Origin of the sequence: Accumulibacter sp. (assembly GCF_029255285.1) — a bacterium.
Lineage (GTDB): Bacteria > Pseudomonadota > Gammaproteobacteria > Burkholderiales > Rhodocyclaceae > Accumulibacter.
Genome location: NZ_JAPUVI010000001.1, coordinates 1 through 26,342, shown reverse-complemented (window position 1 = coordinate 26,342; position 26,342 = coordinate 1). Strand labels below are relative to the sequence as shown.

Genomic DNA, 26,342 nt, shown 5'->3' with positions numbered 1-26,342 from the left:
TAGCGCTAAAGCGTAAGCGCCCAACGTGAAAGCTCAGGGGCGCTGCGCGGCTTTATCGCGCAGCGTCCCGCTGGAGCGCCGGGTTGGGCGAAGGACGGCAAAATGCCCAGCCACGGCTGACCGGTGTGCCGACGCGGCCACGGGCGAGCATCCCAGCCGACCACGCGGCGCCGCAAGCGCGTAGGCCAGCCAGGCCGCCGGGTAACGACGGCCGCCCACCACACCGCCGCGCCAGCCGCAGTAAGGCCGCGAGCGGTGACCGCCGCGGTTGGCAACGCGGCCACCCATGGGCAAGGGCTTCGGCCGCGACAGCTTTGGGTCACGGTTTGGCCTCGCACGCCCAACGTGAAGTAGACACCAAAAATGGTGTATAAAAAAACAGCACAAGGTGTATACTACGTCTCATCCTCTGTAGCCTCTTGATTTCTCGAAAGGTGCTAACGACGAACGCGCCTGACGAGACGCAAAACACACCTCCGCCACCCGAGCCACCCGAGCCACCCGAGCCACCCGAGCCACCCGAGCTGCCCGACCAACTCCGCCGCCGCGTTCGGCTGAAGCGCTATGGTATCCGAACCGAAGCCCGGTATGTCCAATGGTCCACGCGACTCACGCTTCTCCATCATGAACGCCATCCGCGAAAATGCGGATGCTCCCCTACAAGCTTAGCGGTTTCCTGGCGCGCAAGGGCGGTGGCAAGCCGGGAGCCAAGACCGTAAGGGTCGGAGGGCCGCGCGTCACGGAAATCGTCGTCGACCCAGTTCATCCGACAGGCGGCTCACGGGTGAAGGGAGGGAATCATGGGATCCGTAACACACGAGTTTCGTCGTGTATTTGCTCATTGGATGGTCCATCACGGCACCTACGTCCCCACCGCCCTCCCGGTCGGCTCCAGTTGGCGCCAGGTGATACCCTCCGCGCTCGAGGAGGGCTCCCAGTTCCGCCCGGCAGCGCCGGTGTCGCTGCAAAGCGAGCAATGGGCAAAGGACTATGACGAGGTGAAGACGCTGGGTGCCAGGACCGCTTCCGCGCGCACGGCGGAACAGACCGGAATCGCCCGCTTATGGGAAACCTCGGGACTCGGGCCGCACCATTCCGTCGTCCGGCAACTGGCGGCCACGAAGACGCCGGACCTCGTCGACCACGCCCGCCTCTTTGCCCTCTATGCCCTAGCGATGGCGGATGCCAACATCGCGGTCTTCGACGCCAAATACGCCTACGCCTTCTGGCGGCCGGTCACGGCGATTCGTAACGGGGACATCGATGGCCATGACGCCACGCAGCGCGACCCGGCCTGGGAACCCTTCATTCCCACGCCGATGCATCCCGAATACCCGTGTGCGCATTGCATCAGCAGTGCGGCGGGAGCCGCGGTGCTCGAAGCCTTCTTCGGCGACGCGGTGCCGCCCTTCAGCTTGATGAGCCCCACGGCGCCAGGCGTCTCCCGCAAGTTCAGCAAGTTGTCGGATTACGTCAGGGAGTCGATCGATGCGCGCGTCTATGATGGCGTTCACTACCGCACGTCGGGGGATGTCGGCGCCGCGATGGGCCGCAAGATTGCGCAATACACGGTGCAAAACTACCTCCAGCCACTCCGCTAGTCGCCCAAAGGCCGAGGGAAGAGCTTCGGACGCCTGGCAGGCCGAACAATCGGCCGCAGGCGGCGGCGCGCAACCCTCCCTCCGCCGTCGCTCCCGCTTTCCGCCGCGCCTGCGCCGCTGGCGAATCCCCGCCCCCTCGGCTGGCGCGCCAGGCCGGCTCGCTACCGCGACCCAAATCGCGAGGCAGGCAGTGGGCCACCCCGAACTACAACAGACCCTCGCTCATCGCCTTCAGCACCGCCCGGATACGGTACCGTACCCCCAGTTTCGCCAGGATGCTCGAGACACGGTTCTCGATGGTGCCCTCCGAAGTGCCCAGGGCGCGGGCGATCTCCTTGTTGCTCCAGCCCACGGCCAGGAGCCGCAGGATCTCGCCTTCACGCCATTTGAGCATTTCGCAAGGCAGACCGTCGGCGGCGGCGGCGAAAGTCTGGACGGACATATCCTGTCGCCATCGGCGGGAATGGCCCGCCTGTCGAGCCGGAAGCCTGAAGTCGTCGGCCGGTCGCCGGCGTCGAGGTCTGCGGCAAGCGGCAGCGGCGGCCTTCGACCCTCGGCGGCAAGTCGCCGGGTCCGTTCCCGGAGAACCCGATGCGCAAGCAACGGCGGGGAAAACTGGTAGCATGACGGTCGCCCTTGGGCAGGCCGGACGCCGAGGGAAGCTCACTCCGGCGACCTCCATTTCGATCCTTCCATGCCACGTTACTACGCCATCGTCCCCGCCGCCGGAACCGGATCGCGCTTCGGCGCCGAGACGCCGAAGCAGTACCAGCCGGTCGCCGGGCAGCCGCTGATTTATCACACTCTCGCCACCCTCTGCCGCTGCCCGCGTATCGAGCGCGTCTGGGTCGTCCTGGCACCCGACGATACCTGGTGGCGGCGCTACGACTGGACGACCCTCGGCTACAAGCTGGAGAGCGTCTTCTGCGGCGGCGCCAGCCGCTCGGCCAGCGTCGCCAACGGCCTGCGCGCCGCGGCCACGGCGGCCGGCGACGACGACTGGATGCTCGTGCATGACGCGGCGCGCCCCTGCCTGTCGCCGGCGATGTTGGCGGCGCTGTGCGACGAACTGGCCGACGACCCGGTCGGCGGCCTGCTCGCCATCCCCGTGGCGGACACCTTGAAACGCGCCGACGAGCAGGGGCGCGTCGCGCGCAGCGAAGCGCGCGACGGCCTCTGGCAGGCGCAGACGCCGCAGATGTTCCGCTACGGCCTGTTGGCGCGCGTCCTGGCCGAACATCCGGGGGGCACCGACGAAGCGTCGGCGGTCGAGGCGGCGGGTTTCCGGCCGCGACTCGTGCGCGCCGAGGCCAGCAATCTCAAAGTGACCTATCCGGCCGATCTTCGTCTGGCGGAAATGATCCTGCACACCAGGCTGCGGTGGGACCAATGATGCGCATCGGCCAGGGTTGCGACATCCACGCGCTGGTGCCGGGCCGCCGGCTGGTGCTCGGCGGCGTCGACATTCCGCATGGCGCCGGCCTGCTCGGCCACTCCGATGCCGACGCGCTGCTGCACGCGATCACCGATGCGCTGCTCGGTGCCGCCGGGCTGGGCGACATCGGCCGCCATTTCCCGGACAGCGACCCGCGCTACCGCGGCGCCGACAGCCGCGATCTGCTGCGCGCCAGCGTCGCGCTGCTCGCCCAGGCCGGCTGGCGGGTGGGCAACGTCGACGCCACGATCATCGCCCAGCAGCCCCGCCTGGCGCCCTTCCTGCCGCAGATGGTGGCCCACATCGCGGCCGACCTGCAGATCGCCGACAGTTGCGTCAACGTCAAGGCGAAAACCGCCGAACGGCTGGGTTTCGTCGGCCGCGGCGAAGGCATCGCGGCCGAGGCCGTGGTGCTGCTCGACCGCCAAGCGTGAGCGGTCGAAGCGGCGCGTCGCGGCGCACGCCGGGAGCCCCTCGTCTCAGCCTGGCGGGGAGCCGAACACCGGCTCGCAACGGACTTCGCTCTTCACCGAATTGGCGATGAAGCACGCCTCGTGCGCCTGGTGGTGCATTTCCGCCACCTCTTCCGGCGTCGGCCGCCGCGCACCGCCAAAGCTCACTTCGGGGCGCAGCGTGACGACCGTCATGGCCAACTGGCCGTCGCCGTTCTTGGCCAGGATACCCAGCGGGTGGTCGACGTAACGATCGACGCAGAACGCGCGCTGCGCGGCGATCGACAGGAACCACAACAGATGGCAACTGGCCAGCGCGGCGACGAAAGCCTCTTCCGGGTCGACCGCCGCCGGGTCCGACATCGGCAAAGGCACCACATGCGGCGACGACGACGCGGGAACTTCCACCCCGCCGTCGAAACGCAGCACATGCCGGCGGCTGTAGCGCTGGTCGAGGAAAGGCTGCTCGCCGCGCAGCCAGAGAAGTTGTGCGCCGTACTGGGCCATGGTCGGTCTCCGTCGAGAGTGGATCGTTGGCGCGCCAAGCCGGCGCCGGGTCGGACGCCGCGGCCGGCGGCTTCGCCTGTGCCGGGCCGCGCGGCTTGCCAGGACGCTGAATCGGACAGCGCGGAGCGGGTGTCGGGCGAAGAGCGGCCATGTTACACCTTCACCAAAAATATGTCGGCGATCCGAAATCCGGACCATCACAGCATTTGTTGTTCAGCGGAGTTGAACAGCGCACAGGCGGCCGCCAGCCCTTGCAGTGAAACGCCGCGATCAACGAGGAGATCGATATTTTTCCGAGCGCTCCGAATTTTGATCCGGCGCTTCCAGAGGGCCGGGATTATTCAGATCTAATCTCCAGGCCTTCCTTGTTGTCTATTTTACAGCTACCTGCGGGCGTTTGTCCGGACCGCCAGGCAAGAGAGCACTGCATCGTCTTGCCGTCGCTGCTTTGAAGCACCGGATTCGCCGAGTACACGAAGCGCTCATTATCCGACCCGGATTTCATTCGTTGATAATGCTGTCCACTGCTTCCTCCAAATTGCTTGTTGAGGTCGGCGAAGTTCTGGCTCCGGGTAATAGTGAATCCGCGCGATGAGTATTGCTGACCTTCGAATTCGACCGTCATGCTGGGTTCAGTATTACCCTCATGCGCGAAGGAGCCAATTACCACCCCCTCGCTCTTGGTGGAGAGAAGTCGATGCGCATGACCAGCGCACCCGACTAGAGCCAAAACCGAAAAACCAATCAACGATGCCTTGACGAGTACGGCCATTCGCGCCTCCTCTATTGCGGTCTCAAGCTCAACGGATATTCGCGGCGTCGACCACGCACTGCCATCCGCCGGATAAAGAGGTGCCTTCCACTGGCAAAACATTTCTGAGTCATCATCAGCTTTCACAACGCTCCTTGCTGAGTGCCTATATCGTCGATGCCGAAATGCCTCGCCCGGGTTGGCTCCTTGGAGGGTGGTCCCACTTGCCAATCGCCCCGATAAGTCCTTGTCATTGAGGGCCACTTCGATTCTGCCAGCGCCGAACGGACTCCGGGTCACGACCGCCGACAGGGTGACATTTCCGGATTTCATCGAGCCTGTGGAAGCGCAGGCAGCCAGGTGGCTTGTGCTAGCGGCAAAGAGGATCAGTTTTGAATTCATGGCATCTTCCTACCTTCACTTCAGCACAAAGCGCGCAGTCGCAGCAGGTTTGCCAGGCAGGCTTACCAACACAACCGCCTTGGTGCCTGCCGCCACCTTGAAATTGCCCTTGGCTTCCAACTTGTCGCCGGCAGGCTTGAGTTCCGTCTCCTGTTTCGCGGTTCCCTCCAGCAAAGTCACCTTGGCGCTGGCCTTGGAGACATCCACTGCCTTGCCGTGGTCGCGTAGGTACATTTGCAGCACGTCGGGTTTGGCAACGAGTTCATAGTCCATGTCTGTGACCTCAGCCACGATGCCGCCATGCAGAGGTCTGTGTTCATGCCCGTGGTTATGGCCATCGGCGGCAAATGCCGCACTCGTGGGAGCGAGAAACAGGGCGGCGATCAGATAAATTTTTTTCATGTAGTTTCCTTTCGTCGAATCAGTTGAAAAAATCAGAGGGCGTCGCGCTCACTGCTGGACATCAGGCGTTCGGTATCCTTGCGGCCAAAAAGCCAGAACAACGAGGGGGTCAGGAAGGTGTCCAGCAGGGTGGAGCTGATGAGACCTGAGAAGATCACCACGGCCACCGGATGAAGAATCTCGGTGCCGGGCCGCTCAGCCTCGAAGAGCAGTGGCGCCAGGGCGAAGGCCGTAACCAACGCCGTCATCAAGACCGGCGATAAACGTTCCAGCGAGCCGCGCAGAATCATCTTGTGATCGAAGGCCTCTCCTTCCATCCGCATCAGGTTGATGTAGTGGCTGACCTTGAGGATGCCATTGCGCACTGAGATACCGGCCAGCGTAATGAAACCGATCAACGCGGCGACCGACAACGGCTGCCCGGAAATCCACAAGCCAATGACCGCACCGACCAGCGCCAGCGGAATATTGGCCATGATGAGCGCTGCCAACGTGGCCGATTTGTAGCGACTGTAGAGCGTCACGAACATCAGCGTCAGCGACACGATGGACAGCAGGCCGACCAGCTTCGAGGCCTCCTCCTGCGCCTGAAACTGGCCGCCGAGGGTCACGAAATAGCCCTCTGGCATCTTCGTCTCGGCGACCACCTTGCGGATGTCCACGACGATCTCGGAGAGCGCGCGCCCCTGGGCATTGGCAGACAGGACGATGCGGCGTTTGCCACCGTCGCGGCTGATCTGGTTGGGGCCATCGCTATCCTCGACCGTGGCGATCCGGGACAAGGGCACGCTGCCATACGGCGTAGTGAACTGAATCCGCCTCAAGCCCTCGACCGTCCTCGACGACTCCGGTAGCCGCATGACCAAGGCAAAGCGGCGCCCGCCCTCGACGATCTGGGCAACTCTCTCGCCCTCGATCAAGCCTTGCAGCATGGCCATGATCTGTGGGGTCGGAATGCCGTATTGCGCTGCCGCCGCGTAGTCGATGCGTACCGCGATCTGGGGCGAGAGCACCTGGCGCTCGATTTCCAGATCGGCGATGCCACGAATTCCCGCCAGCTTTTCGCGCAGCACTTCGGCCTGACCTCTCAAGGTATCCAAATCTTCCCCGAAAACCTTGATGGCAATCTGCGAGCGCACGCCTGACAACATAGCATCGATCCGATGCGAGATCGGCTGGCCGATGGCAATGCCGGCCGGCAGGTTGGCCACTTGCGCACGAATATCCGCCTTGACTTCGTCCATGCTGCGCTTGATCTCGCCCGCGGGTTTCAAGCCGACATCGAGCTCGCTGATATGCACGCCTTCCGCATGCTCATCCAGTTCAGCGCGCCCGGTGCGACGGCCCACATGCGTGACTTCCGGCACCTGTCGAATGCGCACCTCGGCCTGTTTTGCCAAGGCGGCAGATTCAGCCAGGGTTGTACCGGGCTGCAATGCCAGGCCGATGAGCAAGGTGCCTTCATTGAAGGGCGGCAGGAAAGACTTGGGGAAGAACGGTACGGCAGCCGCAGCGACCAGAACCGCCACGGCGCCCGCCGCCAGCGCGGCTTGTGGGCGGTTCAATACCGCTTGCAGGCTTTGCCGATAACGGGACTTGAGCCAAGCCAGCAGCTTCGTGTCGCCATGATCCAACGACTTCATGCGCGGCAGCAGATAGAAGGCCAGCACCGGTGTGATGGTCACCGACACCACCAAGGAAGCCAGGGTCGAGACGATGAAGGCAATCCCGAGCGGCACGAATAGCCGCCCTTCCATGCCCGGCAGGGCGAACAGCGGCAAGAAGACCAGCACGATGATGATCGTAGCGTAAAGGATGGCCGACCGAACTTCCATGGTGGCATGTGCCACCAGCGTCAGCGGATGGAGTCGATGGTTGGGGTGTTTGACCCGATCCTCTCGCAGGCGACGCAGTACGTTCTCTACGCCGACCACGGCATCATCGACCAGACCGCCGATGGCGATGGCGAGCCCGCCCAGCGTCATGGTGTTGATGGACAGGCCGAAATACTTGAACACCAGCGCCGTCATGAAGATCGACACCGGAATCGCCGTCAGCGCGATGACCGTGGGCCGCAAGGTGCCGAGGAAGAAGAACAGGATGGCGGCGACAAAGACGGAGGCGCCGATCAGCTTCCCTTCCAGCGTGGCAATGGAAGCCTCGATGAAACTGGCCTGGCGGAAAGTCACTCGTGGCGCCTCCAAGCCGGCCGGCAGCGATTTGCCCAAATCGTTCAGCGCCGCCTCGATGGATCGGGTCAGGCTGATGGTGTCGGCGGTCGGCTGCTTCTGGATGCCGAGAATCACCGCCGGCTTGCCCTCGAATCCGGCGTCACCGCGTTTCAAGGCCGGCGCAAACGATACGTCGGCGATCTGGCGCAGCAGGATGGACTGGCCATTGCGCGCAGACAATGCCAGGTTCCTGAGGTCTTCCAGTCGCGAGGTGCGTCCCAAATTGCGGATCAGGTACTCGCGTCCGTTGATTTCGAGGAACCCTCCCGAGGTGTTCGAGGAAAATCCTTTGAGCGCGGCATCCAGTTGATCGTGTGAAATACCCAGTTCAGCCATGCGCACGGTCTCCGGCTGCACCTGGAATTGGCGAACTTCCCCGCCGATGGGAATGACCTGCGCGACACCGGGGATCGCCATCAGGCGCGGCCGCAACACCCAATCGGCGTATTCGCGCACCATCATCGGCGAGATCTTGTCGGTATCGATGGGAATGACGATCTGCATGATCTCGCCCATGATCGAACTGATCGACCCCATGCGCGGCACCACGCCCTCCGGCAATCCTTCCTCCATCGAGGACAGGCGCTCCGAAACCATCTGCCGCGCCCGGAATATCTCCGTGCTCCAGTCGAAGGTGACATAGATGAACGACAGCCCCGCACTGGACACCGAGCGCACGCTTTCCACACCGGGCAAGCCGTTCATGGTGGTTTCCAGCGGAAAACCGATCAGTTGCTCCACCTCCTCGGCGGCCATGCCGCCGGCTTCGGTCATGATCGTTACCGTCGGTTTGTTGAGGTCGGGAAAAACATCCACCGGCGTGCGCGTGAGCGTGAATGCCCCATAGGCCATCAGCAGTAGGCTGGCGATGATCACCAGCAGGCGATTGGCGAGGCTGTTGTCGAGTAACCACTTGAACATGGCAGCCCCTTAGCGCACCTGATTGACCAGAGACGCGGCGCGCGTAACGACGCGTTCCCCGGCCTTGAGCCCGGACGTAACCGCCACGTTCGCACCGTCCAGCGGCTCGGCCGTGACGGTGCGCGGTTCGAAGCGCTCCGGCGCCGTCTTGACCCAGACAACGGTCTGGTTGGACGGGTTCTTCATGAGCGATGCGGCTGGCACGCTGTAGCCCTGGAGCATGCTGCGCGACTGCACAAACACCTTCAGGGGCTGCCCCACCGCCAGTCTGCCCAAGCGATCGTCCTCGCCACGGAACATCAGGGGTAAGGCCTGTTCGCGCATGCTGCGCCCACCGCCAAGGAATACCAGTGAGACGCGCTCCTGGCCGACGGCAATGCTGGCGGAGGCGACATCGGCAGCAACGTCGGGATCATAGGCCAAAGCTTCAACGCGCAAGCGCCTCGGATCGACGACCTCGAACACCAGTTCACGGGCATCCACCACCTGGCCGGCAAGCGCGTTGCTCGATGCGATCAGACCCGATACCGGGGCAATCAGGGCATCGCGCTGGCTTAATCCGCCACCGACAGCGGCCACACGCTCAGTCAAGCTGGTTAGTTCGCTTTCGGCGGTCTCGATGTCTTTCTTCGGTACCGTGTCGGCAAGTTCTCTCAGACGCAACACCCGCTTTTCAGCGAGGGTACGTGCCGCCCGCAGCTCGGCCAGTTGCGCGGACTGGTTCGCACGTTCGATTTGGCCACTCGATGGCACGACATACGCCAGCACATCGCCTTTTCGCACGCTTTGTCCGATGCTTGGGAATCCCTGAGGACCGGATTCGAGACGCCCCGCAAGCACTGCCTGAATCTTGCCGCCGGCGTTGGGGTCCATGACCACCTTGCCGGCCAGTTCGATAGTGCGAGGCAATGCGCCCGCCTCGACAAGCAGTGTCCGCACGCCGAACTGGTGTTGGGCCGGTTTGGGCAGAAAGACGCTGCCGTCCGGCAGGCGCTTCGGCCCATTACTGTTGACAACCGGAGTCCCGTCGCCATGGTCGTGGCCATCGCCTGCCCAAGCGGGCGCGGCAGCCATGGCAAGAACGATGCTCAATGCAGAAACTAGGTTGCGCGGGCTCATGCGGCGCCTCCGATGACAGTCTTGCGAGAGGCGCGCACACGACGGCCAAGAGCCATCAGCAGGGCCAGTCCCGCGAGACCGGCAATGATCCAGGTAAGGTACTCCTTCCAGTCGTGGCGATGGACTTCGGCGGCAGCGGCCTCAACGTGCAGATCAAGCTTCCCGGCCAACAGATCGCTTTCCTCACCCGCCATCACCGTCACGGCAACGGCAACGACGCCGGGCGCCAATTCCTGCGTCAGGGTGGCCTCGAACTCACCTTCGGCGTGAGACTCGACGGGCACCTTGACGCCGCCGAGTTCCAGTTCCAACTTCGCATCCTTGACAGGGCTGCCATCGGCAAAACGGTCCAGATAGAGCGTGATCTGCTTGCCATTGACCACGCCCACCAGCTCAAACAGATCGGATACGGCCGTGAAACGCGGCAACGCGGGTCCCCCCGTGGCGACCGGGGCTTCACCGTGATCGTGACCTTCGCCTGCCCATGCCGCAGGCACGGATAGAGCGAAACCGATCACCCCCATCAGGGCGATCAACATATTCCTTAAACGATTCATGCTTGGATTCCTAGTGTTCATTCGGGAAGCAGACCGAGGGTCTGCCGCAAGAGAGAAATGGCCGCCGCCAGATCGATGCGCGCACGCGCGGCCTGGCGTTCGCCTTCGGCGGCTTCGAGTTCGATGCGCAGACGCGTGGGCAGATCACTTTCGCCCAAGCGGAAGGATTTCTCGAAAAACCCGCGGGATTCGCGCGCCAGTTGGGCACGCTTATCGGCAGCCGCGAGTTGCTGCTGGGCGGACTCGACACGCACACGCGCCGCCTCCAGGTCGGCGATCAGGCGCTCGCGCTCCAGTCGCGACTGCCCTTCCGCCTCGATGGCCTCGGCACGGGCCAGACCGGCCTTGGCGCGATGGCGGCTCTCCGAGCCGAATGGAAAGCGGATGCCGACGGTGACGGTCTGCTGGTAGGAATCGCCGAACATGCCCCGGTCGCGCGTCGTGGCGAGCATCAATTCCGGGTTCGCGCGGGTCTGGACTTCCGCCAGTTCGGCGCCTCGTCGGGCCACTTCGGCACGGTTGAGCAGCTCGATAACTGCCGGATGCGAGGTATCCAGCGCGGCGACATCGGCTGGCACGGCCGGCACGGGTTCACCAGCGGCAGAGACATCGGCATCTTGGGAACCCGGGGCCATCCCGATCAAAGCACGCAGCTGCTGTGTCGCGGTAGCCAAAGCCGTGTTGGCTTCGGCCACAGCCACCTCGGCCGCGGCGGCCGCGCCATCCGCCTGGTGCTGGTCGGAACGAGCCAGATCGCCGGCCTTGACGCGCCGAGCGACATCCGATGCCAACTGCCGGGCACTGTTCAGCCGCTCCTGTACGAGCCCCTTTTCGATGCGCGCACGCTGCCAGGACCACCAGCCTTCGCGCACAGTGGCGGCGGTACGCAGTTGGGCGGCCAGGGCACGGCTGGTGGTCGCCCTCGATTCGGCATCAGCCAGTGCGCCAGTTCGCGAACGTTCGCCGGGCAGCCACAAGGGCAAGGCAATTCCAGCGACGTATTCACGGCTGCCTTGATTCTTGTTGAGCTGATCCGTCTTGGCGGAAACTTCAAGCGTCGGAGGCTCGACCGTCCAACTGTCGGCGCTTTGCCTGCGTGCTTCGGCGGCCTCGCGGCGGGCTGCCAGCGATTGCGCTTCGGGTTGGCGCGACCATGCCGCTTCGAATGCCTGTTTGAGCGTGAGTGGCGCGGACTGCGCCCATAGGTTGCCGGCTGCCAACATGCCGCCAATGGCAAGGCATAGAGTCCGACTCAGCCAGCGATAACGATGTTCCTGATACATCCGATTCTCCAGTGTTGAAAGGGCACGCGGCCACGGGGAAGAATCGGCGAGGCACGACCCAATCGGGTCGTGCATGCAACGGACGGATCAAGCCGTCACGTTACACGCGGGACGCACAGGGAGGAATGGAAGTGCCCGCCTCGCCGATTAGGCGAGGGGCACCCAATTCGGGCGTTCGAGCGGGTAATGCGGGGAAGTGTTCTGGCTGTGCCGATAGTCATCGAAGACTGCCGACATATATGGGGGTGCTGAAATCTGGATATCACCAAAGATCGCCGCAGCGCATCCGGCATGGCAGGCACAGCAGTCACCGTCGATGCCACCGGACGCTTTCGGATCGTCCATATCGCCCTGGCTGGCATCGGACTTGTGCTGATGATTGTGATGGCCGAAATGCTTGGCGGCGTCGCCCGCCTCATGCTGGCAATAGACCCCCCACGCTGCCCAGCTGAACTGGAGCGACAGTAAAACAAGCAGCAGAATGGAGAGCCAGCGACGCATGCGCGAAATTGTAGCAGTTAAGCTCTGACAGCAGCCGTTGGACTGCGAAGCAAACGCAATCCATTGGCAACCACCAGCAGGCTTGCCCCCATATCGGCAAACACCGCCATCCACATCGTGGCTGCGCCGGCAATCGCAAGCACAAGGAATACTGCCTTGATACTTAAGGCGAGCGCGATGTTCTGCCAAAGCACGGCATGGGTACGTCGCGACAAGCGGATCGTTTCCGGGATGCGCCGTAGATCGTCGTTCATGATGACCACATCGGCCGCTTCCACCGCCGTGTCCGTACCTGCCGCACCCATCGCCACGCCGATGTCGGCGCGGGCCAAGGCGGGCGCGTCGTTGATGCCGTCGCCGGTCATCGCCGTAGTGCCGTAGCGGCGCTGCATTTCCTCGATTGCCGCGAGTTTATCCTCGGGCAGCAGGTTGCCGCGCGCATCGTCGATGCCCGCCTGTTTTGCAATGGTGGCCGCCGTCGCACTGTTGTCACCGGTCAGCATCACGGAGGCAACACCCAGTTGATGGAGTTCCGCCAGGGCGGCGCGCGCACTTTCCTTGATCGTGTCAGCCACGGCGAAGATCACCAGCACATGCCGTTCCGAGGCCAGCAACGTCACACTCCGGCCCTGGGTTTCATGCACGCCCAGGCGCGCCTCGATCTCGGCGCCGCACAAACCGCGCTCTTCAATCAATCGATGATTACCCAGCGTCAGCCTTTGACCATCCGCGCGTGCCTCCACGCCGCGTCCGGCGAGGGCGACGAAATCCGTGAGACCGTTTTCCGGTAGATTGAGACCCTTGGCAATCGCCTTGGCGACCGGGTGGTCGGAATGGCCCGCCAAGCTTGCCGCCCAGGAGAGCACCTGTGCCTCAGCGACATCCGAGGGCAGCACTTCGGTGGCAACCAGACGCGGTTTGCCCTCGGTGATGGTTCCTGTCTTGTCCAGCGCGACGGCACGCAGCTTGCGCGCTTCCTCCAGATACACACCGCCCTTGATCAGAATGCCGCGCCGGGCAGCCGACGCCAGGCCGCTCACCACGGTCACCGGCGTGGCGATCACCAGCGCGCACGGGCAGGCAATGACCAGTAGCACCAGCGCCTTGTAGATCGCCTGTGTCCAACTCCAGTCGAACAGCCAGGGGCCGAACATCGCCACGGCCAGCGCGATGACAAAAACCGCGGGCGTATAGATCGCAGCGAAACGGTCGACGAAGCGCTGGGTTGGTGCCCGCGTCCCCTGGGCCCGTTCGACGGCGTCGATGATCCGGGCCAGCGTGGTGTTGTCGGCGGCCGCCGTGACTTCCAGTTCCAGCGTGCCGGTCTCGTTGATGGTGCCGGCGAAGACGCTATCCCCGACCACTTTGTCAACCGGAATGCTCTCTCCCGTGACCGGCGCCTGGTTCACTGCGCTGTTGCCTGCCGTTACCCGACCATCGAGCGGAATGCGCGCACCGGGTTTGACCCGCACCACGGCTCCGAGGCTGACTTGGGCAGCCGGCATTTCGCGCCACCGCCCATCGGACTGACTCACCTCGGCGGTGTCCGGCGCCAGCGCCAGCAGACTCTTGATGGCGTTGCGCGCCCGATCCACGGCCCGGGACTCGATGAGCTCGGCTAGAGCGTACAAGGCCATGACCATCGCCGCCTCGGGCCATTGGCCGATCAGGAACGCGCCAGTCACCGCCACGCCCATCAGCGCGTTCATGTTCAACTGGCCACGGCGCAAAGCTGCCAGTCCCTTGGTGTAGGTCGATAGCCCCCCAAGGCCGATGGCGATCGCCGCCATGGCCATGCCTAGCCCACTGAACAGCCGCGTATCGGGTGCCAGGAAGTGCACCAGTTCCGCTCCCGCGGCCAAAGCCAGCGCCAGCAGAGACCGCCACAAATCAGATTTTGCCGAACGGCCTTTCTTTGCTTCGTCGCCGGCAGCAGGCACCTGGGTTTCGTAGCCCGCTTGCCGAATCGCCGCGATGGCGGCGGGCAGTACCGAATCGGGAGCGTCGATCGCCAACGTCCGCGCCGACAATTGGAAGCTCAAGGAGCGAATGCCATCGATCCCCGCCAGGGCGCGGCGGATGTCATTTTCCTCGCTGGGGCAATCCATTGCCGGAATCGACAGCACCGTCACGCCAGCCTGGCTTGCCGTGACCGGCGGCTCGGACGGAGCAAGCCTTGTCGAGCAAGTGCCCGAGCAAGCGCCGCAGGAGGATTCGGGAACAATGCTGCGTTCGGATTCTGAAGATGTCATGAGAAGAGACTCCTTGTTTTCCGCCATTGAAAACCCTGTAGCGGCTATAGAGTCAAGAGATTACAATCACGGCCTGAATACCATGCTATCCGGGCACAGGGAAGTGAGTCGCGCCATCACCATGAAAATCGGGGAACTTGCCTGCCATACCGGCACCCAGGTAGAGACCATCCGCTACTACGAGCGCGCGGGCCTGCTGCCTAAGGCCGCCCGCACCGACGGCAACTACCGCATCTATGGGGTAGCGCATGCGGAGCGGCTGCGCTTCATCCGCAACTGCCGCAGCCTGGACATGACCCTTGACGAGATTCGAGCGCTGCTGGGGTTCAAGGATTCGCCCACGGCCAACTGCGGCACCGTGAATGAACTGCTCGACGAACACATCGGCCATGTCGCCAGCCGCATCCGCGAACTGCGCCAACTGGAACGGCAACTCAAAGGACTGCGCGAGCTCTGCGAGGAAGCCAGCGATGCCGGGCACTGCGGCATCTTGAACGAATTGGCGCAAACCGCAGCGCCTCAATCCACCCAAAGCGAAGCAACCGCGGGAGGCCACGTTCCCGGCGCACACAAAGGTGGCACTCAGTCACGTTCGAAGGACAACACCAAGTCACTGAAAACAAGGCCATTCGGCTGACGTTTTTGAACAGCCCGTGCGGGCCTTGGTCTTGCGCGTCCGGCGGGGTTCGGCGCTGACGGTGGCGGTTCGCTCCTGGCTGCTCGAAGAATCGGGGCGGCGTGCCGCCAGACCTTGAACTTCCTCGACCACAGTCGCCAGATCCTGCCGCCGGTTTCGACCTCGCCGAAGCCGAGGGCGACCTTGCGGACCTGGACACGCGACGGCGGCTTTTCTTGCGCGTATCCGCCAGTTGGCGAGGCGCGCCGACGACACCGAGATGGCGCTCGGCAGCGACGCTCTCAGCGCCGCGCTCGAAGGCTAGGCGCTGGCCAAGGCGGCCGAGCGACGAGGCTCCGGGAGACGACGACGAGTCCCGGAGAGTCGCGCGCCACTCTCCGGGGCATGGCATCGAGCCTTCGCGACTCGCACACGCTTCTCCGGGCAACGACGTCGAGTCTCAAGTGCACGCGCACGTCTGTCCGGGCAACGACGTCGAGCCTTCGAGGCTTGCGCACGACTCTCCAATACGCGGCGTCGAGGCTCCAAGACGCAGCGACGAGGCTCGGCGGCACGAAGTCGACGCTTCATCGCTCACGCGCCGCTGTGCGCGACAGACCGTCGCGCCAGCGGGCCTTGCCCGCCGCGCCGGCAAGTACGATCAGCACAGCGCGCCGGCCCGCTTCCTCGCCCAGTAGTGATTCACCAGCGCCACCGGCAGGCGGCCCGGGCTGACATCGAGAACCTGCACGCCGTCGTGCTGCAGGCGCATGACCTGCCGCCGCCGGGCCTGCAGGTAGTCGAGGCCGGCGGCGCGCGTCAGCGCGGCGTCGAAATCGCTCACCGCGGCGGCCAGCAGTTCGTCGAGCACCGGCTCGCGCAGGCTGGCGAGGGTCAGCGCGTGCCGGCGGCGCAAGTGTCGCACGGCCGGTAGCAGCGTATCGTCGTCCTCGTCGCGCAGATTGGTCACCAGGATGACCAGCGCCCGCTTGCGCAGATGCCGGCTCAGCGTCTCGCCGGCGGCCAGGTAGTCGGGCACCTGGCGCGACGGTTCGAGGTCGTAGACCGCTTTCATCAGCGAGTTCAGCCTGGCCACCGACTTGCCGGGCAACAGCACGCGCGGCTCGGCATGACCGAAAGTGGCCAGGCCGACCGCGTCGCCCTGGCGCAGGGCGACGTAGGCGAGCAGCAGCAGCGCGTTCAGCGTGTGGTCGAAGTGCGACAGATCGCCGTCCCGGGCGCGCATGCGCGCGCTGCAATCGAGCAGGAAGACGATCTGCTGGTCGCGTTCGTCCTGGTAGTCGCGCGAGATCAGGCGGCTGACGCGCGTGCTCGCCTTCCAGTCGATCTGGCGCGGCGAGTCGTCCTGACGATAGTCGCGCAGTTGCTGGAACTCCATCCCCTCGCCGCGCCGCCGGCGCTGCAGGATGCCGATCTGCGACAGCCGATTGTCGGTCGCCAGCAGGCTGTAGTGGGCGAGGCGCGCGAAGTTCGGAAAAACCCGCAGCTCGTCGCGCAGGGCCAGCGTTTCCTGCACCAGCCAGAGGCGCAGCGGCGACGAAAGACGCAGCGTGACGCCGGCGAACACCTGCCGCCCGCGCTCCGTCACCGAGACCCGGTAGGAGACGCGCCGCCAGCGTCCCGGCACGACGGCGAAGCGCAGCGGCAGGCCCTCGCTGACGAAGGCCGGCGGGTGGCCGTCGACCAGCCAGCCGCTCGCCGCCCGGCCGTCGCCCGACAGGCGCAGGCCGACCGTCTGCCAGGTGCCGACGGGCAAGCTGTGCGGCAGTTCGCGGCGCACCGTCAGACAGCCGCGGCGGCGGCGGCCGGCAAGCGCGTCGGCCGCCGCCAGGCCGCCGAGCAGCGCCGCCGTCGCCTGCCAGGCGCCCAGCCAGCCCGGCTCGACGCTCGCCGCCAGGCCGAGGGCCAGCCACAGCGCGGCGGCGACGAGCAGTCGGCGATCCGGCAGCAGCATCTAGAGGCGCGGCGCCGGCACGCGCTCGAGCAGCGAGCGCAGCAGGTCGTCCGCCGTGAGGCCCTCGATCTCCGCCTCGGCGGCCGGAATCACGCGGTGCCGCAAGGCCGGCAGGGCGACCGCCTTGATGTCGTCCGGCGTCGCGAAGCCGCCGCCGGCCATCAGGGCCCGCGCGCGCGCCGCGCGCACGAGCGCGATCGGGCCGCGCGAGCCGGCGCCTCCGGCCAGCCCCGGCGCCTCGCGCGTCGCGCGCACGATGGCCACCGCGTAGGCCACGACCCGCTCGTCGACCGTGACGTGCGCCGCCCACTGCTGCAGGCCGACCACCGTGGACGGCTGGATCAGCGTCGCCACGGCGTCGATGTCGAGGTCGGCGCCGGTCTTCGCCTGCGTCACCTGCCGCGTCAGCGCCACCTCCTCGGCCTCGCTCGGATAGTCGATGCGGATCTTGAACAGGAAGCGGTCGAGCTGCGCTTCCGGCAGCGGATACGTCCCTTCCTGCTCGATCGGATTCTGCGTCGCCAGCACCATGAACGGGCGCGGCAGCGCGGTGGCCGTCCCCTCCAGCGTCACCTGCTTCTCCTGCATCGCCTCGAGCAGCGCCGACTGCGTCTTGGCCGGCGCCCGGTTGATCTCGTCGGCCAGCAGCAGATGCGTGAACACCGGCCCCTGGCGGGTGACGAAGCGTGCCGTCGCGGCGTCGAACAGCGTGTGGCCGACGACATCGGAAGGCATCAGGTCGGGAGTGAACTGGATGCGCGCCGTCTGGCCGCCGAAACTGCGCGCCAGCGCCTTGACGAGCAGCGTCTTGCCGAGGCCGGGAACGCCCTCGACGAGGACGTGCGCATCGGCCAGCAGACCGATCAGCACCTCGTCGATGACCGCCCGCTGGCCGATCACGGCCTTCGCCAGTTCGCCGCGCAGCGCGTCGAGGAGTTGGCTCGCCTGCTGCAGCTTGTCGTCGGGCAGGAGGGGAGCGGGTCGGTTCATGGTCGTCGTCTCACAGGTCGCGTTCGAGATTGCGCAGCAGACGCAGCGCGTCGGTGAAATCCTGCGGCGTGTCGGCCGCGCCGTCGAGGGCGGCGGCGATGCGCCGTGCCGGCCGCCGGCTCGCCGCCGCCAGCGCGGCCGGCCAGGCCGCCGCCGGCAGCGCCGCGATGGCCGGCTGGCGGCGCCGCAGAGTTTCGTGAAAGTGCTCGCGCGCCGGCCGCAGGAGCGTCGCCAGCGCCCCCGCACGCCACTGATGACGGCCGATCGCGGCCAGGTGTTCGCGCAGCTCGCGGCGCACTGGCGGCGGCGCCGGACGCAGCGCGCCGAAACGCGGCACGACGCGCCACAGCCAGAGGACGATCAGCCCGCCGGCCGCCAGACACGCCGCCCAGGCGTTCTCCCACAACCAGGCGAAGAGACCGGGCATCTGCAGGCGCGAGAGGAGCAGCACCTGCGGCGCCGGCGAGCGGTCGTAGCGGCCAAGCAGCGACCAGTACAACTCGGCGTGATCCAGTTCGCCGATCCGCCGGTTGCTCCACCGCAGGTCGAGCGTGCTGCCGACGGTCACCTGACCGCGACCGAGAGCAAAATGCAGCAGTTCGTCGCCGCCCCCCGGCCGACCGGCGCGCCAGGCCGGCGGGCTTCCGCAGGCGGCCAGCGAGGACCCGCCGGCGGCCACCCTGAGCGGCCGCCCGGCGCCCGGCAAGCGGACCTCGACGGCGTCCGCCGGGCGCCGCGAGCGCTGCGCCTGCGGCCCGGCGCGGCGCACGGCGAGGCGGTCGAGCAAGGGGTCGTCGACCCCCGCCTGTTCGGCGACGACGATCAGATAGCCGCCCGCCTCGACCCAGGCGAAGATGCGCTCCAGCCGCTCGGGCGGCAGCAGGTGGCTGCGCTGGCGGTCGAGCAGCAGCGTGCCGCCGGCCGGCAGGCGGTCGAGCAGGCGCGCGTCCGACAGCCACGTCAGCCGGCCGCCCAGGCGCTGCGTCAGGCGCTCGAGCGCCAGCCACGGGTTGCGCCGCGCCTCGCTCTGCGGCGGCTCGTCGACGCGTGTCGGCACGCGCTCCAGCTTGATCGACAGCCAGAGCGCGAACACCGCCAGCACCGCCGCGGCCAGCAAGGCCGTTCCGACGACGCGGCGACTCATGCCGCCACCCCGGCGCGGCGGAAATGCCGCTCCCAGTCGGCCACCAGTTGCGCGACGCGCGGCGCGGCCAGCGAACGCCGGCCGTAGGCGACCTGCCGCCAGGCCTCGACGACCTCGCCGAAACAGCGCTCCGCCGCCTCCGGCAGGCGGCCGGCGATGCGCGACAGGCAGTCGCCTTCGCTGTCGCCGGGCGCGAATTCGACCTGATGCGCCTCGATCAGCGCCACCAGCGCGCCCCGGTAGAGCAGGCTCAGCGCCTCGGTCAGGCGGCCGGCGGCGAGCGCCGCGCGGGCCGCCGCCGCGACGTCGGGCGGCAGCGAGCCGGGCCGCAGATCGAGCCCGGAGAGAAAATCCACCCCGCCGCGCGGCGTCGTCGCCGCCTGCCGCTCGCGCCGGCGGATGAGGAAGAAAGCGGCCAGCGCCAGCCCGGCGCCGGCGACGATCCAGACCAGCACGCGCAGCACCTCGGCCAGAAACTCGATCGCCCGCCCCAGCGCCGCCAGCCAGCCGCGCCGCGAGTCGTCGGCCGGCGGCTCTTCCGCCGGCTCGCGCCAGCGCCAGACCCAGTCCTCCCTCTGGCCGCCGAACACCGGATCGGCCAGCACGGCGTCTATCGCGTCGCGCGCCGCGCCGGGTGCCGGCCCGGCCGCCGCCCCGTCGGCCGGCGCGTCACCGCCCTCGCCCTCCTCCCCATCGTCGCCCGCCACCTCGGCGTCCGGCGCGGCGTCCGCCGGCGAACAGAGCGCCGGCGGCTCGGCCGCATGCACCGGCGGCGGCGCCAGCCCCGGCCAGGCGACGACGGCGGCGGCGAGCAGCCAGCCGGCCGCCGGCGCAACGCGCGACCGCCGCTCGGCCAGGCGGCGCAGACCGAGTTCGACGTCCCAGGCTTCCAGTTCGCTGCGCCGGTTGAGGTAGAGCGAAAAGCCCGAAGCGACGTAGAGCGGCTCGACCAGCGTCTCGGCCAGCATGAACATCAGGCACTCGGCGACGCCGCCGGCGCTCGACGTGTCGTCGCTCAGCCAGTCCCAGAGCGACGCCGCCTGGCTGTCGCCCGGCGCCAGAAGGAACAGCAGGGCGAGCAGCGCGAGCAGCAGAACGAGAGACATGTTGGCGCCGAAGAAAGTCAGCCACGCCGCGTAACCGCGGTAGCGCCGGGCCAGCAGGCGGCAACGGGCGCACGCGCCGGCGCCGCGCTGTTCCTCGAGCTGCCAGACCGGCAGCAGGAAGGAGCGCGCCAGGCTGCCGCGCCGCAGGCTGAGCCCCGAGAGCACGCCGGCGCCGCGCCACAGGCGCGGCAGTTCGCGCCAGACGTGGCGCACGCCGCATTCGGCGCCGAACAGGGAACGGCTGAAGACGAGCAGCAGAACGCGGTCGAACAGCGGCTTCAGCCACCAGAGGAGCAACATCGCGTATTCCGGCCACGGCCAGAGGAGCAGGACGACGACGATGCCGGCCGGCCAGTAGGTGGCGAACCAGGCCGCGTACACGCGCGGCGCCCAGGCGTGCAGCATCGCGTGCCCGAGGTCCAGAGCCTCCCAGGGGCTGCGCCGGCGCAAGCGGATGGCGATCTGCTCAAGCTGCACGCGAGCGTCCGGCGAGCAGCAGGTAGGCCACGGTGAGCAGCCAGAGGACGAGGCCGACGCCGAGCTTGACGGCCAGCGGAACGCCGCGCAGCGGCGACCAGAAGGCTTCGACGAAGGCAGCCAGGAAGGTGAGCAGCGCGGCGCCACAAAGAAGCTGCGCGGCGATCCGGCCATTCTCTTGCAATGCCGCCAGGCGGCGGCGCGGCCCCGGCGCCAGGAGCGCCATGCCGAGCTTGAAACCGGCCGCTCCCGAGAGCACGACGCCGCTCAGCTCGAAGGCGCTGTGGCCGGCGACGAAGCCCCAGAAAGTGGACAGGAAGCCGATCTGCGTCAGATGCCCGGCCACCGCGCCGATGAACAGCGCGTTGTAGAGCAGGTAGAAAACGGTTCCCAGGCCGAAAGCCACGCCGCCCGCGAAAACCTGGAAGTCGATGCGCACGTTGTTGGCAATGTAGAAGGCCCACATCGCCCACTCGCTCGACGCCGCGCGCGGCCGGCCGAGATGCGGCGCCGCCGGCGAATACATGGCTTCGATTTCCCCCACCGTGTCCGCCGACAGAAGCAGGAAGGCGGCGTCCGGCCAGACCTGGACCGCCGCCAGCATGGCCAGCAGCGGCACGAAGAAGAGCAGGAAAGCGGCCCCCACGACCCGCCACTCGCGGCGCACGAGCTGCGGCAGCCCGGCCGCCAGGAAGCGCCGGAATGCGCCCGCCGCCGGCCGGCCGGCGCCGTAGATGCGCTGGTGCACGGCGAGCACGCGGCGCTGCAGATCGTCGCCGACGGTGGCCGAATAGTTGCGGTCGCGGGCCAGCGCCAGGTCGTGGCACAGCCGGCGGAAGCGCCGCGGCAGCTCGGCCGGAGCGATCGCCTCGGGCGTCCGGCCCGCCGCCAGCCAGCGGTCCCAGTCCTCCCATTCGGCCTGCCGGCGGGCGATGAATTGGCGTTCCTTCACGATCCCTCCCCCGAAAGCCCGCCCGATGATGAACGATTCGCCGGCAAAGGGCAAGAACGCCCGGCCCGCCCGGCCGCCCTCCCCGCGCGGCCTGCGAAGGCCCTCCGCAAGCCCCGCCGCGCCCGCTACAATCGCCCTACGCCAAACCACACTTCCGACCCACACCGTGGCCGCCGCCAGGCCGCGCCGCGTTCCCCAACCAGGCGTCAACCAAGCATGAACGAGCCCCCCGGAAACAATACGGCACCAACTGCCCCTCCACCGCATACCCCGCCGGCCGGAAACGCCACGGCACCCGGCGTCCAGCTCGACGGCCGTGGCGCCATCGCCACCGACGGCAGCGCCGCCGTCGGTGGCCAAGGCGTGTGGGTCGACGGCGACAACCGGGGCGACGTCACCACGGGCGACCGGCGGATCTCCGCCGCTCCCGGGGGCACGGTCATCTACGCGGAGAAAGGCGCCACCGTCTTCATCGGCGACGCACCGGTGCCGATGCCCGCCGTCGATCAGCGCAGCGCGCTCGGGCGCTATCTGCAACACCTGATCAGCCAACACCGCACCTTGCAACTGCAAGGAATCCGCTCCGGCGGCAAACTGGTCAACATCGAACTCGACCGCATCTACGTCACCCTGCGCACGACGCGCCAGCCGACGCAGCGCCAGACGGTCGACTGGCTGACCGACGAAACGGCGCTGGCGCCCGGCGAAGGGTGTCGCGGCGACGATCCGACGCTGGCTGGCCGGTCGGCTGACGAAGCGCGGCGCGAAACGACGCAGATCAGCGTCAACCAGGCACTCGCCGAGCATCGGCGCCTGGTCGTCCTCGGCGACCCCGGCTGCGGCAAGACCACGCTGCTGCGCTACCTGACGCTGCTCTACGCGCGCGATCTCGCCGACGCCACGCGACAGGTCGCCGACCGACTGGAACTGGACGAGAGCGGCGTGCTGCCGATCTTCCTGCCGCTGCGCCAGATCGGGCGCTACCTCGCCGAGCATCGGCCACGCGACGACGGCACCGAAGGGCACGCCATCCTGCTGCACTTCCTGCGCGAGCTGCTGCACAACGAGCGCATCGCCATACCGGACGATTTCTTCGACCCCTGGCTCGCCGAAGGGCGCGCGGCGCTGCTGCTCGACGGCCTCGACGAAGTTGCCGACCCGGCGCTGCGCCGTCGCGTCGCCCGCCTCGTCGACGCCTTGACGCGCGCCCACCCGCGCGGCCGCTTCGTCGTCACCAGCCGCCTCGTCGGCTATACCGACGCCTCGCAGCTCGCCGAAGGTTACGCCACGACCACCGTGCGCGACTTCACGCTCGACGACATCCGGCAGTTCCTCACGCACTGGCACCGCCTCGTCGCCATCGGCCAGATGGGGCCGGGCGAAACCGCCGAAGCGTTCGCCGGACGCCAGACCGGGCAGCTCCTGGCCGCCATCGAGAACAGCGAGCGCGTGCGCGAACTCGCGATCAACCCATTGTTGCTCACCGTCATCGCGCTGATCCACCGCGACCGCGTCAAACTGCCCGACCGCCGCGCCGAACTCTATCAGGAGGCGGTCGACGTGCTGCTCGGCAAGTGGGACGAGGCCAAGGGAGTCGAGGAAGCGCTGCGGCTCGACGACCGCCCGCTGGACAGCGTCGACCGCCGGCTGATCCTGCAGTCTTTGGCACTCGCCATGCACGAACAGGCGCTGAAGGAGATCGACGTCGCGCCGTTGCGCGCGCTGCTGACCGAGGAACTGGCCAACCACGTCGCCGATCCGCGTCAGATCGATGCCGCCGTCGGCCGCTTCCTGCAGGTGATCCAGGAGCGCGCCGGCCTGCTGATCGCGCGCGGCGAAGGCAGCTATGCCTTCTCGCACCTGACCTTCCAGGAGTATCTCGCGGCGCTGGCCATCGCCGGCCGCGAAGACTACGTCGACTACACGCTGCGCCGCAGCGGCGACGCCTGGTGGCGCGAAGTGATCCTGCTCGAAGCCGGTCATCTGGGCACGCAGGACAAGAAGAAGACGACGCGCCTGATCCGCGCCATCGCCGACGCGCGCGCCGAACCGCAGCCGTACCACAACCTGATCCTGGCCGCCGAATGCTTGCGCGACACCGGCGCCAACCGCGTCGTCGGCGACCTCGGCGGCGAACTGCGCGGGCGCCTGCAGCGCGAACTCGACCGCCCGGCGGCGGTGGGCTTCTTCGGCGGCATCAAGGCGCTGCTGCGCGGAACGACTCCGGGCGCGGCGACGCAGCGCCGCATCGCCGCCGCCGAGGCGCTGGGTGTCATTGGTGGCAGCCGCTACTGGCGCCCGCCGCACGGCGATCCGGAGTGGGTAGCCATCCCGGCCGGCGAATTCACGATGGGCGAGGCGGAGGCGGCGCATCGCGTCCGGCTGCCGGCCTATGCGATCGCGCGCGTGCCGGTGAGCAACGCGCAGTACGCGCTGTTCGTCCAGGCGACCGGATACGATCCGCCGGAGTACTGGAACGGCAAACGACCACCGCGCAACCGCGAAGCCCACCCGGTCGTCGAGGTGAGCTGGCACGACGCGCTCGCCTACTGCCGCTGGCTGAGCGAGGCGACGCGTCGGCCGATCGGCCTGCCGAGCGAGGCCGAGTGGGAGAAGGCCGCGCGCGGCGACGCCGACGCACGTGCCTACCCCTGGGGCGACGTCTTCGACGCGGCGCGCTGCAACGTCGGCGGGTCGGGTTTCGACGGCACGACACCGGTCGGCGTGTTCGCGCACGGCGCCAGTCCGTACGGCTGCCTCGACATGGCGGGCAACGTCTGGGAATGGACGCGCAGCCTGTGGGGCAAGGACCCGCAAAAGCCTACTTTCGTCTATCCCTACGCTGCCAGCGACCCGAAACGCGAAGACTTGAACGCTCCGGACGATGTCTATAGGGTCGTGCGGGGCGGCTCGTGGTACTTTCTTCGAGGCTTCGCCCGCTGCGCCTACCGCTACGGGTTTCGCCCTGGCTTTCGGTATGTCTTTCTCGGTTTTCGGGTCGTGTTGCGTTCCTCCCCTGTTCTTTGACTCCGTCCTCTGTTCCCTCTGAGCTCTGTCACTCCGGATACTCCGACTCTGGAGGGGGTGCGGGGGAAACTTCCCCCGCCGCGCGCAGCGCGGCGCGCGATTTTTTTTGCTATCCTTCGCCGGCCGGGTGGCGACACCCGGTCAGGCTGTCTGGAGAGGTCGTGCGGGGCGGCTCGTGGAACAATCATCGAGACAACGCCCGCTGCGCCTACCGCAACAGGAATCACCCTGGCAATCGGAATGACAATCTCGGTTTTCGGGTCGTGTTGCGTTCCTCCCACGTTCTTCCGCCCCTTCTTCTGGTTTCACCCGCCGGGTGGGACGGTGCGTCCGGCATCCAGGTGTCGGGCGTGTTCCGGCAATGCCGGCCGATTCGCGCGAGCGACTGACGATCCACGCGGCGCAGGCGCAGGTACTGCCGACGCGCTGCGGAATCCCCTGGCTCGGCTTCGTCGTGTACCCGACGCATCGTCTACTCAAGCGGCGCAACGCGGTCAACTTCACACGCCGGCTGAGCGGCAATCTCGACGCGTATGGCGCGGGGTCGATCTCCTTCGCCGAACTCGACGCCAGCGTGCGCGGCTGGATCAATCACGTTCGCTACGCCGACACCTGGGGTTTGCGCAAGCACCTCTTCGCGGCGCATCCGATCCCGGCACGCCGCACCTAAAGTCCGCGCTGCGCGCGGCGGGGGAAGTTTCCCCCGCACCCCCTCCAGAGTCGGAGTATCCGGAGTGACAGAGATCAGAGGGAACAGAGGACAGAGTCAAAGAACAGGGGAGGAACGCAACACGACCCGAAAACCGAGAAAGCCATTCCGAGCGCCAGGGTGACCCCTGCCGCGGAAGGCGCAGCGGGCGAGGCCTCGATGATTGAACCACGAGCCGCCCCGCACGACCCGACTCACGTCGCTTCCGGAGTTCAGGTCTTCACGCTTGACGTCGCTCGGATCGTAGGGATAAGGACCGTAAACGCTGCGCGTCCATTCCCAGACGTTGCCGGCCAGATCGTACAGACCGAAACCATTCGCCGGGAAGCAGCCGACCGCCGAGCTGTCGTTGATCTCCGCCGCGTCGTAGTTGGCCCGTTCGGGATCGGCCTCGTCCCCCCACGGGAAAACCGCGCCGATGAGGCCGCCGCGCGCCGCTTTCTCCCACTCGAGTTCGCTCGGCAGAGCGACCCGCCAGGCTTGTTCGCGCACCAGCCTGGCGATCGGATGGCCTGCGAACACGCCGGAAGTGGCCAGCACCTCGTTGAGCCAGTCGCAGCAGGCCAGCGCCTCGTGCCAGCTCACCCATCGCACCGGCCGGCTGTCCGGGTCGCGCAAGGCGTTGCTGTCACCGATCGGGTATCCCGTTGCCTCGACGAAGGCGCGGAACTGGGCGACGGTGACCGGATAACGCGCGATGTAGAACTCCGGTGTGGGCGTCGGCGTGTCGTTGATTTCGTCGTCCTGTAGGCCGTAACCGGCGATGCGTGAAACCCGTTCCCTGTCGCCTGGTCGCGTGCCGATCATGATCCCTGGGTCGGCGGCGATGCGCTCGTAGCCGAGCATTTCGTCGGCCGGCAGAAAGAATCGCTGCGCATCGAAACGCGGATCGCCGAGTTGCGCCAGCACGTCGCCGGCCTGCGCGCGCTGCG

22 protein-coding genes and 1 pseudogene are annotated in these 26,342 nt (G+C 67.0%); 7 read left to right on the top strand and 16 right to left on the bottom strand.

Translation table 11 applies throughout. The features are described from left to right. Positions 1-800 precede the first annotated feature (800 nt). Positions 801-1,601 carry a vanadium-dependent haloperoxidase gene (locus Q1M07_RS00115; protein WP_300449147.1) on the top strand — a complete coding sequence of 267 codons (801 nt, stop codon included), beginning with the start codon at positions 801-803 and terminating at the stop codon, positions 1,599-1,601. Positions 1,602-1,806: 205 nt separating this feature from the next. Here Q1M07_RS00115 and Q1M07_RS00110 read toward each other — a convergent pair. Further along, positions 1,807-1,983: pseudogene (locus Q1M07_RS00110) on the bottom strand (LuxR C-terminal-related transcriptional regulator); the annotation flags it as partial. A gap of 312 nt (positions 1,984-2,295) precedes the next feature. Between Q1M07_RS00110 and ispD the strand changes: the two are divergent. Together ispD and ispF are read left to right on the top strand one after the other, a co-directional pair. After that, on the top strand, positions 2,296-2,994 hold the full coding sequence (ispD, locus tag Q1M07_RS00105) for a 2-C-methyl-D-erythritol 4-phosphate cytidylyltransferase (RefSeq protein WP_300449146.1): 699 nt from the start codon (positions 2,296-2,298) through the stop codon (positions 2,992-2,994). After that, a complete protein-coding gene (gene ispF, locus Q1M07_RS00100) occupies positions 2,991-3,470 on the top strand; it encodes a 2-C-methyl-D-erythritol 2,4-cyclodiphosphate synthase (protein ID WP_300449145.1) in 480 nt (159 codons plus the stop codon). Before ispD ends, ispF begins: the two co-directional genes overlap by 4 nt. Before the next feature lie 45 nt (positions 3,471-3,515). Here the strand turns inward: ispF and Q1M07_RS00095 are convergent, their stop codons facing one another. The 9 genes from Q1M07_RS00095 to Q1M07_RS00055 form a co-directional block, all read right to left on the bottom strand. Beyond that, positions 3,516-3,995 (bottom strand): OsmC family protein, encoded by a 480-nt coding sequence (locus Q1M07_RS00095; RefSeq protein WP_300449144.1) that lies wholly within the window; start codon positions 3,993-3,995, stop codon positions 3,516-3,518. Positions 3,996-4,332: 337 nt separating this feature from the next. Continuing rightward, positions 4,333-5,148 carry a hypothetical protein gene (locus Q1M07_RS00090; RefSeq protein ID WP_300449143.1) on the bottom strand — a complete coding sequence of 272 codons (816 nt, stop codon included), beginning with the start codon at positions 5,146-5,148 and terminating at the stop codon, positions 4,333-4,335. 15 nt (positions 5,149-5,163) lie between these two features. After that, positions 5,164-5,550, bottom strand: coding sequence for a hypothetical protein (locus Q1M07_RS00085; protein ID WP_300449142.1), 387 nt, complete (start codon positions 5,548-5,550; stop codon positions 5,164-5,166). Between the two features lie 32 nt (positions 5,551-5,582). Continuing rightward, a complete protein-coding gene (locus Q1M07_RS00080) occupies positions 5,583-8,702 on the bottom strand; it encodes an efflux RND transporter permease subunit (protein WP_300449141.1) in 3,120 nt (1,039 codons plus the stop codon). Between the two features lie 9 nt (positions 8,703-8,711). Next, positions 8,712-9,821 carry an HlyD family efflux transporter periplasmic adaptor subunit gene (locus Q1M07_RS00075; RefSeq protein WP_300449140.1) on the bottom strand — a complete coding sequence of 370 codons (1,110 nt, stop codon included), beginning with the start codon at positions 9,819-9,821 and terminating at the stop codon, positions 8,712-8,714. Continuing rightward, the gene (locus tag Q1M07_RS00070) at positions 9,818-10,360 is read right to left on the bottom strand and encodes a hypothetical protein (protein WP_300449139.1); all 543 of its coding nucleotides are present in this window, start codon (positions 10,358-10,360) and stop codon (positions 9,818-9,820) included. The genes Q1M07_RS00075 and Q1M07_RS00070 overlap by 4 nt, the downstream gene beginning before the upstream one ends. A gap of 35 nt (positions 10,361-10,395) precedes the next feature. Then, complete coding sequence (locus Q1M07_RS00065; protein ID WP_300449149.1) at positions 10,396-11,601, bottom strand: TolC family protein; 1,206 nt, start codon at positions 11,599-11,601, stop codon at positions 10,396-10,398. Between the two features lie 207 nt (positions 11,602-11,808). Continuing rightward, entirely contained in the window at positions 11,809-12,162 is a 354-nt protein-coding gene (locus Q1M07_RS00060) for a hypothetical protein (protein WP_300449138.1), read from the bottom strand. 17 nt (positions 12,163-12,179) lie between these two features. Beyond that, positions 12,180-14,270 (bottom strand): heavy metal translocating P-type ATPase, encoded by a 2,091-nt coding sequence (locus tag Q1M07_RS00055; RefSeq protein ID WP_300449137.1) that lies wholly within the window; start codon positions 14,268-14,270, stop codon positions 12,180-12,182. 265 nt (positions 14,271-14,535) lie between these two features. On the opposite strand from Q1M07_RS00055, the gene cadR reads away from it, so the two are divergent. Next, the gene (gene cadR / locus Q1M07_RS00050) at positions 14,536-15,051 is read left to right on the top strand and encodes a Cd(II)/Pb(II)-responsive transcriptional regulator (protein WP_300449148.1); all 516 of its coding nucleotides are present in this window, start codon (positions 14,536-14,538) and stop codon (positions 15,049-15,051) included. Between the two features lie 640 nt (positions 15,052-15,691). Here cadR and Q1M07_RS00045 read toward each other — a convergent pair. From Q1M07_RS00045 to Q1M07_RS00025, 5 genes are read right to left on the bottom strand one after another with little or no spacing between them, the layout of a single operon-like run. After that, a complete protein-coding gene (locus Q1M07_RS00045) occupies positions 15,692-17,005 on the bottom strand; it encodes a DUF58 domain-containing protein (RefSeq protein ID WP_300449136.1) in 1,314 nt (437 codons plus the stop codon). Continuing rightward, a complete protein-coding gene (locus Q1M07_RS00040; RefSeq protein WP_300449135.1) occupies positions 17,006-17,995 on the bottom strand; it encodes a MoxR family ATPase in 990 nt (329 codons plus the stop codon). 10 nt (positions 17,996-18,005) lie between these two features. Then, positions 18,006-19,139, bottom strand: coding sequence for a DUF4350 domain-containing protein (locus Q1M07_RS00035; RefSeq protein WP_300449134.1), 1,134 nt, complete (start codon positions 19,137-19,139; stop codon positions 18,006-18,008). Next, on the bottom strand, positions 19,136-20,722 hold the full coding sequence (locus Q1M07_RS00030; protein WP_300449133.1) for a DUF4129 domain-containing protein: 1,587 nt from the start codon (positions 20,720-20,722) through the stop codon (positions 19,136-19,138). The genes Q1M07_RS00035 and Q1M07_RS00030 overlap by 4 nt, the downstream gene beginning before the upstream one ends. Further along, positions 20,712-21,674, bottom strand: coding sequence for a stage II sporulation protein M (locus Q1M07_RS00025; RefSeq protein WP_300449132.1), 963 nt, complete (start codon positions 21,672-21,674; stop codon positions 20,712-20,714). The genes Q1M07_RS00030 and Q1M07_RS00025 overlap by 11 nt, the downstream gene beginning before the upstream one ends. A 216-nt stretch (positions 21,675-21,890) precedes the next feature. Between Q1M07_RS00025 and Q1M07_RS00020 the strand changes: the two genes are divergently transcribed. Genes Q1M07_RS00020 through Q1M07_RS00010 form a run of 3 tightly spaced genes read left to right on the top strand, consistent with a single transcriptional unit; the run spans position 21,891 to position 25,371 of the window. Then, on the top strand, positions 21,891-24,701 hold the full coding sequence (locus Q1M07_RS00020) for an SUMF1/EgtB/PvdO family nonheme iron enzyme (protein WP_300449131.1): 2,811 nt from the start codon (positions 21,891-21,893) through the stop codon (positions 24,699-24,701). Continuing rightward, complete coding sequence (locus Q1M07_RS00015) at positions 24,587-25,090, top strand: SUMF1/EgtB/PvdO family nonheme iron enzyme (RefSeq protein ID WP_300449130.1); 504 nt, start codon at positions 24,587-24,589, stop codon at positions 25,088-25,090. The genes Q1M07_RS00020 and Q1M07_RS00015 overlap by 115 nt, the downstream gene beginning before the upstream one ends. Continuing rightward, a complete protein-coding gene (locus tag Q1M07_RS00010) occupies positions 25,063-25,371 on the top strand; it encodes a hypothetical protein (RefSeq protein WP_300449129.1) in 309 nt (102 codons plus the stop codon). The genes Q1M07_RS00015 and Q1M07_RS00010 overlap by 28 nt, the downstream gene beginning before the upstream one ends. A gap of 96 nt (positions 25,372-25,467) precedes the next feature. Here the strand turns inward: Q1M07_RS00010 and Q1M07_RS00005 are convergent. Further along, positions 25,468-26,342 (bottom strand): SUMF1/EgtB/PvdO family nonheme iron enzyme (locus Q1M07_RS00005; RefSeq protein WP_300449128.1); only part of this gene is annotated, 875 nt, incomplete at its 5' end.